The following is a 13,244-nucleotide window of genomic DNA, read 5'->3' as shown; positions in this document are numbered from 1 at the left end:
CCGGCCATCCCAAGTCGATTGGGTGGCCGGTTTTTTATCGCATTTCACTCGCTTCGCGGGGGTCAGGCCGTTTGTTTCTTTTCTTTATGAGCGGTTGATGGCGTGTTTTTCTCATGTGTTTCAGCTTTCACTGCATCGATGTTCACGGCGTGCAGCCCTTTCGGTCCTTGAATGATTTCAAAGCTCACAGCTTGGCCAGCCTTCAGCGTTTTATACCCATCCATGATAATCGCTGAGTAGTGCGCAAAAAGGTCCTCGGTTTTACCCTCTTCATTAACAAAACCATATCCCTTGGCATTGTTGAACCACTTGACCTTGCCACTGATCTTGACGCCAGACATACCCATATCCCTCTGCACCAGACTCCATCACTGGAGTATCATCCAGTTTATCCGTCCTAACCCGAATAAATAAGGTTGACTGCGCGGACCTTTTTTACCCACTGTGGGTTCTATTGGTTGTAACACCGATTTGCCGATAGTCAAGGCGACCGGGTGGTCAGGAGTTGAAATTCTGACAGGTCGCCCCCACCACTGTATTTGAACCACTGACGAACCTTTCTTTCCATGCATGCAATCAGCCAGATTCGACTAACATTCAATCAGGATCGACCGGATCACGAACACGATGACGACGGTTCTGCAGGCATTGCTGTTCAGGAGGCCAAGCCTGCTTTACAGGCGCCGCCGATGTACAAGGTGGTTTTGTTCAACGATGACTACACACCGATGGATTTCGTGGTCGAAGTGCTCGAGGTGTTTTTTAACCTGAACCGCGAGTTGGCGACCAAGGTAATGCTGGCCGTTCACACAGAAGGACGGGCAGTATGTGGAGTGTTTACCCGTGACATCGCCGAGACAAAGGCCATGCAGGTCAACCAGTACGCCAGGGAAAGCCAGCATCCGCTACTCTGTGAAATCGAGAAGGACGGTTAACGCCGACCACTTGGGTATGAGGTGAAGCTATGTTAAACCGCGAGCTCGAAGTCACCCTCAATCTTGCCTTCAAGGAGGCTCGTTCGAAGCGTCATGAATTCATGACCGTCGAACACCTGCTGCTGGCACTTTTGGATAACGAAGCTGCCGCCACGGTTCTGCGTGCGTGCGGCGCCAATCTCGACAAACTCAAGCATGACCTGCAGGAGTTTATCGACTCCACCACGCCACTGATCCCCGTGCATGACGAGGACCGCGAAACCCAGCCAACCCTGGGCTTCCAGCGGGTATTGCAGCGTGCTGTTTTCCACGTACAGAGCTCCGGTAAGCGTGAAGTCACGGGCGCCAATGTGCTTGTGGCGATCTTCAGCGAACAGGAAAGCCAGGCAGTGTTCCTGCTCAAGCAGCAGAGCGTTGCCCGTATTGATGTCGTCAACTACATCGCCCACGGTATCTCCAAGGTGCCTGGGCACGGCGATCATTCCGAGGGTGAGCAGGATATGCAGGACGACGAGGGTGGTGAGTCCTCTTCTTCAAGCAACCCGCTGGATGCCTATGCCAGCAACCTCAATGAGCTGGCGCGCCAGGGGCGGATCGATCCGTTGGTGGGGCGTGAACTCGAGGTCGAGCGTGTAGCGCAGATCCTTGCGCGCCGTCGCAAGAACAATCCGTTGCTGGTGGGTGAGGCGGGCGTGGGTAAGACCGCGATTGCCGAAGGCCTGGCCAAGCGCATCGTCGACAACCAGGTGCCGGACCTGCTGGCCAACAGTGTCGTCTACTCCCTTGACCTGGGCGCGTTGCTCGCCGGGACCAAGTACCGTGGCGATTTCGAGAAGCGTTTCAAGGCCCTGCTCGGCGAGCTGAAAAAACGCCCGCAGGCGATCCTGTTCATCGACGAGATCCACACCATCATTGGTGCGGGCGCGGCATCCGGTGGGGTGATGGATGCTTCCAACCTGCTCAAGCCGTTGCTGTCGTCGGGTGATATCCGCTGCATCGGTTCGACCACCTTCCAGGAATTCCGTGGCATCTTCGAGAAAGACCGTGCGCTGGCGCGTCGCTTCCAGAAAGTCGACGTGTCCGAGCCCTCGGTTGAAGACACCATCGGCATTCTGCGCGGGCTCAAGGGGCGTTTTGAAGCGCACCACGGCATCGAGTACACCGATGAGGCGCTGCGTGCAGCCGCTGAGCTGGCGTCGCGCTACATCAATGACCGGCACATGCCGGACAAGGCCATCGACGTGATCGACGAGGCAGGGGCCTACCAGCGCCTGCAGCCGGTCGAGAAGCGTGTGAAGCGCATCGACGTACCTCAGGTCGAGGACATTGTCGCGAAAATCGCGCGGATTCCGCCAAAACACGTCAACAGTTCCGACAAGGAGCTGCTGCGTAACCTTGAGCGCGACCTCAAGCTCACCGTGTTCGGCCAGGACGCGGCGATCGACGCGTTGTCCACCGCGATCAAGCTGTCGCGTGCGGGCCTCAAGTCGCCGGACAAGCCTGTCGGTTCGTTCCTGTTCGCCGGTCCTACCGGTGTCGGCAAGACCGAGGCGGCACGGCAATTGGCCAAGGCCATGGGGATCGAGCTGGTGCGCTTCGACATGTCCGAATACATGGAGCGTCACACTGTGTCGCGCCTGATCGGTGCGCCTCCGGGCTATGTCGGTTTCGACCAGGGCGGCCTGTTGACCGAAGCGATCACCAAGCAGCCACATTGCGTACTGCTGCTCGATGAGATCGAGAAGGCCCACCCGGAAGTCTTCAACCTGCTGCTGCAGGTGATGGACCACGGGACCCTGACCGACAACAACGGGCGCAAGGCGGACTTCCGCAATGTCATCGTGATCATGACCACCAACGCCGGTGCCGAGACGGCCGCGCGGGCTTCGATCGGCTTTACTCATCAGGATCACTCGTCTGATGCGATGGAAGTGATCAAGAAGAGCTTCACGCCGGAGTTCCGCAACCGTCTGGACACCATTATCCAATTTGGTCGCCTCAGCCATGAGGTCATCAAGAGTGTGGTGGACAAGTTCCTCACCGAGCTTCAGGCGCAGTTGGAAGACAAGCGCGTGCAGCTGGATGTCACGGAAGCGGCGCGCAGCTGGATCGCCGAAGGTGGCTACGATGCGGCAATGGGCGCTCGCCCAATGGCGCGTCTGATCCAGGACAAGATCAAGCGGCCACTGGCCGAAGAGATCCTGTTTGGCGAGCTTTCCGACCATGGTGGCGTGGTGCATATCGACCTGAAGGATGGCGAGCTGACCTTTGAGTTCGAAACCACGGCTGAAATGGCCTGATCGTTCTGCAGTAACACAAAAGGCGCCGCAAGGCGCCTTTTTGCTGTCTTGAAATGCCAATTGTCAGAACAATGAAGATCCAGTGTGGGAGGGGGCAGGCCCCTCCCACAGGAATCCTCGGTGTTTGAGAAATCCCGCGCGCACAAAAACGCCCGGCATAACCGGGCGTTTTGTATTGACTTGCTTAGCGAGCGCGGTAAGTGATGCGCCCTTTGCTCAAGTCATAGGGCGTCAGCTCGACGCGCACTTTGTCACCGGTAAGAATACGAATGTAGTTCTTGCGCATCTTGCCGGAGATATGCGCGGTTACGACGTGCCCATTTTCCAACTCCACACGAAACATGGTGTTGGGCAGGGTGTCGACGACAGTGCCTTCCATTTCGAAGCTGTCTTCTTTCGACATGCAGTAAAGCCCTCGGTATCCAGTGAATGGCCCGGTGCAACTGCGCCAGGCAAAAGCGGCGTGCATTGTGCCCGAAAAAGGGTGTTTAAGCCAAGGGGTTCTAGTTAAGCGTGACCCATCTTTGATTAATCAGCAGTTCTATGGGGCGATATTGGGTCTTGTAGTTCATCTTTTTGCAGTTCTTGATCCAGTATCCGAGGTACACCGCCTCGAGTTCCAGGCGCAGTGCTTCACCGATTTGCCAGAGGATCGCGAAACGCCCGAGGCTACGCCGCTCTTCGGCCGGCTCGTAGAAGGTATAGACCGCTGACAGGCCGTTAGGCAGCAAATCGGTCACGGCGACGGCCACCAGGCGGCCGTCCGCGCGAAATTCGTAGAAGCGTGAGAACGGCAGGTCACGCACCAGGAAGGTGGAAAATTGGTCGCGGCTCGGTGGGAACATATCGCCGTCGGCGTGGCGCTGCTCGATATAGCGCTGGTACAGGTCGAAGTATTCTTCGGTGAATCGTGGTTTGGCAGCCGTCACCGTCAAGTCGGCGTTGCGCTTGAGGATGCGTTTCTGATTGCGGTCCGGTAGAAACTGCGCCACGGGGATGCGTGCCGGCACGCAGGCATTGCAGTTCTGGCAGTGGGGCCGGTACAGATGATCGCCGCTGCGCCGAAAACCCATTTCCGAGAGATCGGCATACACGTGCACATCCATTGGCTGGCTGGGGTCGAGGAACAGCGTGGTGGCCTGCTCGTCGGGCAGATAGCTGCAAGAGTGGGGTTGAGTGGCATAAAACTTCAAACGCGCCAACTCGGTCATGATCAACCCTCGGATAAGCTTTGAAATAAGTGTAAGCCAGGTGCGCGGATGTCGCCTAAGAAACCCATGGCCCGCAATTGCGTTGGTCCAGGTGGTCGCGTAGGAAGCCGGCAAATTCACTGCGAGGAATGGCGCGAGCACCCAGGCTATGCAGGTGATCATTGGGCATTTGGCAATCGATCAGTGCAAAGCCCCAGGCCTGTAGTTGCCGTGTGAGTGTAGCGAAGCCGAATTTTGAGGCATTGTCGGCACGGCTGAACATGGATTCGCCAAAAAACAGCTGGCCCATCGCCAGGCCATACAGTCCGCCCACCAGCACGCCCTCGTCCCATACCTCGACCGAGTGCGCATAGCCGCGCTGATGCAGTTCCAGGTAGGCGCGCTGGATACCTTCGGTGATCCAGGTGCCATCAGCATACGCGCGCGGCGCGGCGCACGCTTGGATGACGGCGGCAAAGTCCTGGTCGAAGGTCACGGTGTAGCGCTGCTGGCGCAATAGTTTGCCCAGGCTGCGGGAGACATGCAGTTCGTCGGGGAATATCACTGTGCGCGGGTCCGGCGACCACCAGAGGATCGGCTGGCCCTCCGAGAACCAGGGAAAGCAGCCGTGGCGGTAGGCTTGTACCAGTCGTTCGGCCGACAGGTCGCCACCGGCGGCGAGCAGGCCATTGGGTTCGCGCATGGCCTTGGCCAGCGGGGGGAATGTCAGTGAGTCGCGTTGTAACCAGGTCAGCATGGCATCCAGGCTTACGGAAGGGGAGGGGAGTGGCAGGCGGATCGCCTGCCCCAAGGGGTGTGATTATTGTCGACGCAGCGCTGTGGGGCCAGTCCGAATCGGCTGTTGACGTGCATAAGCATGAGCGGGTGTTTCTGCAACTCTCTGCGTGAGGCGTGGTCGTAATCGGGTCTGGCCCATGCAGGCCATTTGCCAAGCTTGCCTGGATTGGTAAAAACAGCTCATAAGCCTTTGTCAGCAAAGACAATGCATGCTCAAATTGAACATGTTGTGACACGCAATTGGCTATGCTGCTCTAAGAAAGCCAAGTGGCGTGGCAACAGGAACACAAACCCGTACAATGCGGCCATTGTGGCGTTATCGCCATTTCATCCAGCAATCGCCCAGTGTTAAAAGTAGATTCCACGACGTTCGTTCATTTTTCAGCTGCTCGGATTGGGCAGTATTTGCACTTATTCAACAGATGGACGCGCTAACAGGCGCAGGAAAAGACCCGTTTTGAAGAAATCCGCCGCAACACCTAAAGCAGCCATCGTGCCGGCCTGGCGTCAGCACCTGCACTATCGACTCAAGGAAGGCGCGCTGATCGCTATCGGCGCCCTGTGCCTGTTCCTGATGATGGCCTTGCTCACCTATGGCAAGGACGATCCGGGCTGGAGCCACAACAGCAAGATCGAAGACGTGCAGAACTTCGGTGGGCCTGCCGGCTCCTACAGCGCCGATATCCTGTTCATGGTGCTGGGTTATTTCGCTTACATTTTCCCCTTGCTGCTGGCGATCAAGACCTGGCAGATCTTCCGCCAGCGCCACGAGCCGTGGCAGTGGAGCGGCTGGCTGTTTTCCTGGCGCCTGATCGGCCTGGTGTTCCTGGTGCTGTCGGGTGCCGCCCTGGCGCATATTCATTTCCATGCACCCACCGGCCTGCCGGCGGGCGCGGGCGGGGCGCTGGGCGAAAGCCTCGGCGACCTGGCGCGCAAGACCCTGAATATCCAGGGCAGCACCCTGATGTTCATCGCGCTGTTCCTGTTCGGCCTCACGGTGTTCACCGACCTGTCGTGGTTCAAGGTGATGGACGTGACCGGTAAGATCACCCTTGACCTGCTGGAGTTGTTCCAGGGTGCCGCCAACCGCTGGTGGGCCGCCCGTGTCGAGCGCAAGCGCATGGTGGCGCAACTGCGCGAAGTCGACACCCGCGTCAACGAAGTGGTGGCCCCAAGCACACCGGACCGCCGTGAGCAGGCCAAGGTCAAGGAACGCCTGATCGAACGCGAGCAGGCCCTGAGCAAGCACATGTCGGACCGCGAGAAGCAGGTGCCGCCGGTAATCGCCCCGGCGCCGCCCAAGCCGGCCGAGCCTAGCCACCGCGTGCAGAAAGAGAAACAGGCGCCGTTGTTTGTCGACAGCGCCGTGGAAGGCACCTTGCCGCCGATCTCGATCCTCGACCCGGCCGAAAAGAAACAACTCAACTATTCCCCCGAGTCCCTGGCGGCCGTCGGCCATTTGCTGGAAATCAAACTCAAGGAGTTCGGCGTCGAAGTGTCGGTGGACTCGATTCACCCCGGCCCGGTGATTACCCGTTACGAAATCCAGCCGGCCGCTGGCGTAAAAGTCAGCCGCATTTCCAACCTGGCCAAAGACCTGGCGCGCTCCCTGGCCGTGACCAGCGTGCGCGTGGTGGAAGTGATCCCCGGCAAGACCACCGTGGGTATCGAGATTCCCAACGAAGACCGCCAGATCGTGCGTTTCTCCGAAGTGCTGTCGACGCCCGAGTACGACAACTTCAAGTCGCCGGTCACCCTGGCCCTGGGCCACGACATCGGCGGCAAGCCGGTGATCACCGACCTTGCAAAAATGCCTCACCTGCTCGTGGCCGGTACCACCGGTTCGGGTAAATCGGTGGGCGTGAACGCGATGATCCTGTCGATCCTGTTCAAGTCCGGCCCGGAAGACGCCAAGCTGATCATGATCGACCCGAAGATGCTCGAGCTGTCGATCTACGAAGGCATTCCGCACCTGCTCTGCCCTGTGGTCACCGACATGAAGGACGCCGCCAACGCCCTGCGCTGGAGCGTTGCCGAGATGGAACGCCGCTACAAGCTGATGGCGAAGATGGGCGTGCGTAACCTGTCAGGCTTCAACGCCAAGGTCAAGGAAGCCCAGGACGCCGGCACGCCGCTGACCGACCCGCTGTACAAGCGCGAAAGTATCCATGACGAAGCACCGCTGCTGAGCAAGCTGCCGACCATCGTGGTGGTGGTCGATGAGTTTGCCGACATGATGATGATCGTCGGCAAGAAGGTCGAAGAGCTGATCGCGCGTATCGCCCAGAAGGCGCGGGCGGCCGGTATTCACTTGATCCTCGCCACCCAGCGTCCGTCGGTGGACGTGATCACCGGCCTGATCAAGGCCAACATCCCGACCCGCATGGCGTTCCAGGTGTCGAGCAAGATCGACTCACGGACCATCATCGACCAGGGCGGCGCCGAGCAACTGCTGGGCCACGGTGACATGCTCTACATGCCGCCCGGCACCAGTCTGCCGATCCGCGTTCACGGCGCCTTCGTGTCCGATGATGAAGTACACCGCGTGGTGGAAGCCTGGAAGCTGCGTGGCGCGCCCGAATACAACGACGACATCCTTGCCGGTGTCGAAGAGGCCGGCAGTGGCTTCGACGGTGGCAGCAGCGGTGGTGACGATGATGCCGAGACCGATGCGCTGTACGACGAAGCCGTGGCCTTCGTGCTGGAAAGCCGCCGCGCCTCGATTTCTGCGGTGCAGCGCAAGCTCAAGATTGGCTACAACCGCGCCGCGCGCATGATCGAGGCTATGGAAAACGCTGGCGTCGTCACCGCAATGAACACCAACGGCTCGCGCGAAGTCCTTGCTCCTGGGCAGGCGCGCGACTGATTCCGTGCCGCGTGGCAGCACGCGGCGCGCCCTTACGACTCAATGAGGACTCCCATGCGTCTTATCCGCATGCTGTTGTTGCCGGCACTGGCCCTGACCGCTGTTTCGGCCCACGCTGACCCGGCCTCCGTTGCCAGCCTGAAAAACCTGTTGGACAAATCCCAGACCCTGACTGCGCGCTTCTCCCAGCTCACGCTGGATGCCGGCGGTACCCAGTTGCAGGAAACCGCTGGCGAGATGGCCGTGCAGCGCCCAGGGCTGTTCTACTGGCACACGGAAGGCAAGGCCGAGCAGACCATCGTCTCGGACGGCCAGAAAGTCACCCTGTGGGACCCGGACCTGGAGCAGGCGACCATCAAGAAGCTGGACCCGCGCCTGAACCAGACTCCGGCGCTGCTGCTCTCGGGCGACGTGTCGAAAATCAACGACAGCTTCGACATCACCTCCAAGCAGACCAGCAACGTGATCGAGTTCACCCTCAAGCCGAAATCCAAGGACACGCTGTTTGACACGTTGTCCCTGTCGTTCGGCAACGGTGTGATCAATAACATGCGCCTGGTCGACAGCGTCGGTCAGCGCACCGATATCCTGTTCTCCGGGGTCAAGGCCAACCAGCCGGTACCGGCGTCCAAGTTCAAGTTCGACATCCCCAAGGGTGCCGACGTGATCCAGGAATAAACTCCCCAGAGGTTTCAAGCGCTGCCCATGGATCTGTTTCGAAGTGACCCGATTGCCCAGCCTTTGGCCGCGCGCTTGCGCTCGACCAACCTGGATGAGTACGTCGGTCAGGAACACCTGCTCGCTCGCGGCAAGCCGTTGCGCGAAGCCCTGGAGCAGGGTGCGCTGCACTCGATGATTTTCTGGGGGCCGCCGGGCGTGGGTAAGACCACCCTGGCGCGGCTGCTGGCAAAGGTCTCGGATGCGCACTTCGAAACGGTCTCGGCCGTGCTGGCCGGGGTCAAGGAGATCCGCCAGGCCGTCGAGGTGGCCAAACAGCAGGCCGGGCAGTACGGCAAGCGCACCATCCTGTTTGTCGATGAAGTGCATCGCTTCAACAAGTCGCAGCAGGATGCATTCCTGCCCTATGTCGAGGACGGCACGCTGATTTTTATCGGTGCGACCACCGAGAACCCTTCCTTCGAATTGAATAACGCCTTGCTCTCGCGTGCGCGGGTCTATGTGCTTAAAAGCCTGGACGAAGCCGCGATGCAAAAGCTGTTGCACCGCGCCCTGAGCGAAGACAAGGGTCTGGGCAAGCGCCAGCTGAGTCTCAGCGACGAAGGCTTCAAGATCCTGCTTACCGCCGCCGACGGCGACGGTCGGCGCTTTCTCAACCTGCTGGAGAACGCCTCCGACCTGGCCGAAGACGGCAGCGAGATTGGCGTCGACCTGCTGCAAAGCCTGCTCGGCGATACGCGTCGGCGGTTCGACAAGGGCGGCGAAGCCTTCTACGACCAGATTTCGGCGCTGCACAAGTCCGTGCGCGGCTCCAACCCGGACGGCGCGCTGTATTGGTTTGCGCGCATGATCGACGGCGGCTGCGACCCGCTGTACCTGGCGCGGCGCGTGGTGCGCATGGCCAGTGAAGACATCGGCAACGCCGACCCGCGCGCCCTGAGCCTGTGCCTGGCTGCATGGGAGGTGCAGGAGCGCCTCGGCAGCCCGGAGGGTGAGCTGGCGGTGGCCCAGGCCATCACGTACCTGGCGTGCGCGCCGAAAAGCAATGCGGTGTACATGGGCTTCAAGTCCGCCCTGCGTGCCGCCGCTGAACATGGTTCCCTCGAAGTGCCGCTGCACCTGCGCAACGCGCCGACCAAGTTGATGAAACAACTGGGCTACGGTGATGAATACCGCTATGCCCATGATGAGCCGGACGCTTATGCCGCCGGCGAAGACTATTTCCCCGACGAGCTTGAGCCGCAGCCGTTCTACCAGCCGGTGCCCCGTGGCCTGGAGCTGAAGATCGGTGAAAAGCTCAATCACCTCGCCCAACTCGACCGCCTCAGCCCCAAACAGCGGAGAAAGTAGTGCTCAAGACGATTCTTGCCGTGTCCGCAGCCGGCATCGCTGGTACATTATTGCGTTTCGCCACCAGTACGTGGGTGAGCGCCAATTGGCCGAAGCATTTTTATGCGGCGACCCTGGCGGTCAACCTGGTGGGTTGCCTGATCATCGGGTTGCTGTACGGCTGGTTCCTGTTGCGCCCGGAAGTACCGATTGAAATTCGCACCGGCTTGATTGTCGGTTTTGTAGGCGGTCTGACGACCTTTTCATCCTTTTCACTGGATACGCTGCGCCTGCTGGAAAGCGGGCAGGCCCTGGTCGCCTTCGGGTACCTGGGCATCAGCGTGTTCGGCGGGCTGCTCGCCACCTGGGCTGGCCTGTCCTTGACCAAACTTTGATAAACGAGAGACCGACATGCTCGATTCCAAACTGTTACGTAGCAACCTTCAGGACGTAGCGGACCGCCTGGCATCCCGTGGCTTTGCCTTGGATGTTGCGCGCATCGAAGCGCTGGAAGAACAGCGCAAGACCGTCCAGACCCGCACCGAAGCACTGCAGGCTGAGCGTAATGCGCGTTCCAAATCCATCGGTCAGGCCAAGCAACGTGGCGAAGACATCGCACCGTTGATGGCGGACGTCGAGCGCATGGGCACCGAGCTGTCCGACGGCAAGGTCGAGCTGGAAGGCATTCAGTCCGAGCTGGATTCGATCCTGCTGGGCATCCCCAACCTGCCGCATGAGTCCGTGCCGATTGGCGAAGACGAAGACGGCAACGTCGAAGTGCGCCGCTGGGGCACGCCAACGGCCTTTGATTTCGAGATCAAGGACCACGTCGCCCTGGGCGAATTGACCGGTGGCCTGGATTTCGAAACCGCTGCCAAAATGTCCGGTGCGCGCTTTGCCTTGCTGCGCGGCCCGATCGCACGCATGCACCGTGCGCTGGCGCAGTTCATGATCAACCTGCACACCGGTGAACACGGTTACGAAGAGGCTTACACCCCGTACCTGGTTCAGGCGCCTGCATTGATGGGCACCAGCCAATTGCCGAAGTTCGAGGAAGACCTGTTCAAGATCAGCCGAGATGGCGAAGCCGATCTGTACCTGATCCCGACCGCCGAAGTGTCGCTGACCAATATCGTTGCCGGCGAGATCCTCGATGCCAAGCAACTGCCGCTCAAGTTCGTCGCCCACAGCCCGTGCTTCCGCAGTGAAGCCGGCGCCTCGGGTCGTGACACCCGCGGCATGATCCGCCAGCACCAGTTCGACAAGGTCGAGATGGTGCAAGTGGTTGAGCCGTCGACCTCCATGGAAGCCCTGGAAGGCCTGACCGCCAACGCCGAACGCGTCCTGCAGCTGCTGGAGCTGCCGTACCGCGTCCTGGCGCTGTGCACCGGCGACATGGGCTTCAGCGCCGTGAAGACCTACGACCTCGAAGTGTGGGTACCCAGCCAGGACAAATACCGCGAGATTTCGTCGTGCTCCAACTGCGGTGATTTTCAGGCCCGGCGCATGCAGGCGCGTTTCCGTAACCCGGAAACCGGCAAGCCGGAACTGGTGCACACCCTCAACGGTTCGGGCCTGGCTGTAGGTCGCACCCTGGTGGCGGTGCTGGAAAACTACCAGCAGGCTGATGGTTCGATCCGCGTGCCTGAGGTGCTCAAGCCTTACATGGCGGGCGTTGAGGTCATCCGCTAAATGGAATTTCTGCCGCTGTTTCATAACCTGCGCGGCAGTCGTGTGCTGGTCGTCGGTGGAGGGGAGATTGCCTTGCGCAAATCCCGTCTGCTGGCTGATGCCGGCGCAGTGCTGCGGGTGGTTGCTCCCCAGATCGAAGACCAGTTGCGTGAGCTGGTGCAGGGCAGTGGCGGGGAAATGATTCTGCGCGGTTATCAGGAGGCTGACCTTGAAGGCTGCACCCTGATTATCGCGGCGACCGACGACGAGCCACTGAATGCGCAAGTGTCCAGTGACGCCAAGCGTCGTTGCGTACCGGTCAATGTGGTGGACGCGCCGGCCTTGTGCAGCGTGATCTTCCCGGCGATTGTCGACCGCTCGCCCTTGGTGATCGCGGTGTCCAGCGGCGGCGATGCGCCGGTGCTGGCGCGCTTGATCCGCGCCAAGCTGGAAACCTGGATTCCGTCCACCTACGGCCAGTTGGCCGGGCTGGCGGCTCGGTTTCGTGCCCAGGTCAAAGGCTTGTACCCGGATGTGCAGCAGCGTCGGGCGTTCTGGGAAGAAGTGTTCCAGGGTCCGATTGCCGACCGTCAGTTGGCCGGGCAGGGCGATGAGGCTGAGCGTCTGTTGATCGAAAAGGTCAACGGCGCGCCGCCTTATGCGCCGGGCGAGGTGTATCTGGTAGGTGCCGGCCCGGGCGACCCGGACCTGCTGACCTTCCGTGCCCTGCGGCTGATGCAGCAAGCCGATGTGGTGCTGTACGACCGCCTGGTGGCGCCGGCCATTCTGGAGCTGTGCCGTCGTGATGCCGAGCGTATCTACGTCGGTAAACGCCGCGCCGACCACGCCGTGCCGCAGGACCAGATCAACCAGCAACTGGTGGACCTGGCCAAGCAAGGCAAGCGCGTGCTGCGCCTCAAGGGTGGCGATCCGTTCATCTTTGGCCGTGGCGGTGAAGAAATCGAAGAACTGGCGGCCCATGGCATCCCGTTCCAGGTGGTGCCGGGTATCACCGCAGCCAGTGGTTGCGCGGCGTACGCCGGGATTCCGCTGACCCATCGTGACTATGCGCAGTCGGTACGCTTTATCACCGGGCACTTGAAGAATGGGACGTCGGACCTGCCTTGGAGTGACCTGGTAGGGCCGTCGCAGACCTTGGTGTTCTACATGGGCTTGATTGGCTTGCCGATCATCTGTGAGCAACTGATCAAGCACGGTCGCGCCGCGGATACCCCGGCGGCGTTGATCCAGCAGGGCACCACGTCCAACCAGCGCGTGTTTACCGGCACCCTGGCGGACCTGCCGCGCATGGTGGCGGAGCATGAAGTGCATGCGCCGACCTTGGTGATTGTCGGTGAGGTGGTGGTGTTGCGCGAGAAGCTGAAGTGGTTTGAAGGCGCCCAGTCACAAGTCTGAGCACCTGCACACACATCAACTGTAGGAGCGAGCTTGCTCGCGAAAATCGTCAACGATAACG

General features: G+C 60.3%; 12 protein-coding genes. 8 read left to right on the top strand and 4 right to left on the bottom strand.

All coding sequences use genetic code 11. The annotated features are described in order from the left end of the window. Positions 1-62 precede the first annotated feature (62 nt). Positions 63-341, bottom strand: a complete 279-nt coding sequence (gene cspD / locus HCF10_RS12730) for a cold shock domain-containing protein CspD (protein ID WP_131698056.1) — start codon at positions 339-341, stop codon at positions 63-65. A 225-nt stretch (positions 342-566) separates the two neighbouring features. Here cspD and clpS point away from each other — a divergent pair, with 225 nt between their 5' ends. Both clpS and clpA read left to right on the top strand, forming a co-directional pair. Further along, a complete protein-coding gene (clpS, locus tag HCF10_RS12725) occupies positions 567-935 on the top strand; it encodes an ATP-dependent Clp protease adapter ClpS (protein ID WP_010567912.1) in 369 nt (122 codons plus the stop codon). A 29-nt stretch (positions 936-964) separates the two neighbouring features. After that, on the top strand, positions 965-3,235 hold the full coding sequence (clpA, locus tag HCF10_RS12720; protein ID WP_053128508.1) for an ATP-dependent Clp protease ATP-binding subunit ClpA: 2,271 nt from the start codon (positions 965-967) through the stop codon (positions 3,233-3,235). 184 nt (positions 3,236-3,419) lie between these two features. Here the strand turns inward: clpA and infA are convergent, their stop codons facing one another. From infA to aat, 3 genes are all read right to left on the bottom strand, one after another. Next, the gene (gene infA / locus HCF10_RS12715; protein ID WP_002553999.1) at positions 3,420-3,638 is read right to left on the bottom strand and encodes a translation initiation factor IF-1; all 219 of its coding nucleotides are present in this window, start codon (positions 3,636-3,638) and stop codon (positions 3,420-3,422) included. A gap of 100 nt (positions 3,639-3,738) precedes the next feature. Further along, positions 3,739-4,446: an arginyltransferase gene (locus HCF10_RS12710; RefSeq protein ID WP_053128509.1), complete on the bottom strand. Its 708-nt coding sequence runs from the start codon at positions 4,444-4,446 to the stop codon at positions 3,739-3,741. Positions 4,447-4,501: 55 nt separating this feature from the next. Beyond that, positions 4,502-5,182, bottom strand: coding sequence for a leucyl/phenylalanyl-tRNA--protein transferase (aat, locus tag HCF10_RS12705; protein ID WP_131698055.1), 681 nt, complete (start codon positions 5,180-5,182; stop codon positions 4,502-4,504). Positions 5,183-5,680: 498 nt separating this feature from the next. On the opposite strand from aat, the gene HCF10_RS12700 reads away from it, so the two are divergent. Genes HCF10_RS12700 through cysG form a run of 6 tightly spaced genes read left to right on the top strand, consistent with a single transcriptional unit; the run spans position 5,681 to position 13,183 of the window. After that, a complete protein-coding gene (locus tag HCF10_RS12700) occupies positions 5,681-8,089 on the top strand; it encodes a DNA translocase FtsK (protein WP_131698054.1) in 2,409 nt (802 codons plus the stop codon). Between the two features lie 54 nt (positions 8,090-8,143). Then, complete coding sequence (gene lolA, locus HCF10_RS12695; RefSeq protein WP_016975527.1) at positions 8,144-8,767, top strand: outer membrane lipoprotein chaperone LolA; 624 nt, start codon at positions 8,144-8,146, stop codon at positions 8,765-8,767. A 27-nt stretch (positions 8,768-8,794) separates the two neighbouring features. After that, complete coding sequence (locus HCF10_RS12690; protein WP_131698053.1) at positions 8,795-10,117, top strand: replication-associated recombination protein A; 1,323 nt, start codon at positions 8,795-8,797, stop codon at positions 10,115-10,117. Then, positions 10,117-10,491 carry a fluoride efflux transporter CrcB gene (gene crcB, locus HCF10_RS12685; protein ID WP_131698052.1) on the top strand — a complete coding sequence of 125 codons (375 nt, stop codon included), beginning with the start codon at positions 10,117-10,119 and terminating at the stop codon, positions 10,489-10,491. Before HCF10_RS12690 ends, crcB begins: the two co-directional genes overlap by 1 nt. Positions 10,492-10,507: 16 nt before the next feature. Beyond that, entirely contained in the window at positions 10,508-11,788 is a 1,281-nt protein-coding gene (gene serS / locus HCF10_RS12680) for a serine--tRNA ligase (RefSeq protein WP_167655666.1), read from the top strand. Beyond that, positions 11,789-13,183: a siroheme synthase CysG gene (cysG, locus tag HCF10_RS12675; RefSeq protein ID WP_027606347.1), complete on the top strand. Its 1,395-nt coding sequence runs from the start codon at positions 11,789-11,791 to the stop codon at positions 13,181-13,183. The last annotated feature ends 61 nt before the right edge of the window (positions 13,184-13,244 follow it).

It is taken from the genome of Pseudomonas sp. B14(2022) (assembly GCF_012030485.1).
GTDB lineage: Bacteria > Pseudomonadota > Gammaproteobacteria > Pseudomonadales > Pseudomonadaceae > Aquipseudomonas.
Note: the sequence above shows the minus strand (reverse complement) of the source record. Positions and strands in the feature narration are given on the sequence as shown.

Excerpts from the sequence above, each read along its gene's own strand:
- cspD (WP_131698056.1), bottom strand. The coding sequence starts at position 341 with ATGTCTGGCGTCAAGATCAGTGGCAAGGTCAAGTGGTTCAACAATGCC.
- HCF10_RS12710 (WP_053128509.1), bottom strand. The coding sequence starts at position 4,446 with ATGACCGAGTTGGCGCGTTTGAAGTTTTATGCCACTCAACCCCACTCT.
- cysG (WP_027606347.1), top strand. The coding sequence starts at position 11,789 with ATGGAATTTCTGCCGCTGTTTCATAACCTGCGCGGCAGTCGTGTGCTG.
- infA (WP_002553999.1), bottom strand. The coding sequence starts at position 3,638 with ATGTCGAAAGAAGACAGCTTCGAAATGGAAGGCACTGTCGTCGACACC.
- lolA (WP_016975527.1), top strand. The coding sequence starts at position 8,144 with ATGCGTCTTATCCGCATGCTGTTGTTGCCGGCACTGGCCCTGACCGCT.
- aat (WP_131698055.1), bottom strand. The coding sequence starts at position 5,182 with ATGCTGACCTGGTTACAACGCGACTCACTGACATTCCCCCCGCTGGCC.
- clpA (WP_053128508.1), top strand. The coding sequence starts at position 965 with ATGTTAAACCGCGAGCTCGAAGTCACCCTCAATCTTGCCTTCAAGGAG.
- clpS (WP_010567912.1), top strand. The coding sequence starts at position 567 with ATGCATGCAATCAGCCAGATTCGACTAACATTCAATCAGGATCGACCG.
- HCF10_RS12690 (WP_131698053.1), top strand. The coding sequence starts at position 8,795 with ATGGATCTGTTTCGAAGTGACCCGATTGCCCAGCCTTTGGCCGCGCGC.
- serS (WP_167655666.1), top strand. The coding sequence starts at position 10,508 with ATGCTCGATTCCAAACTGTTACGTAGCAACCTTCAGGACGTAGCGGAC.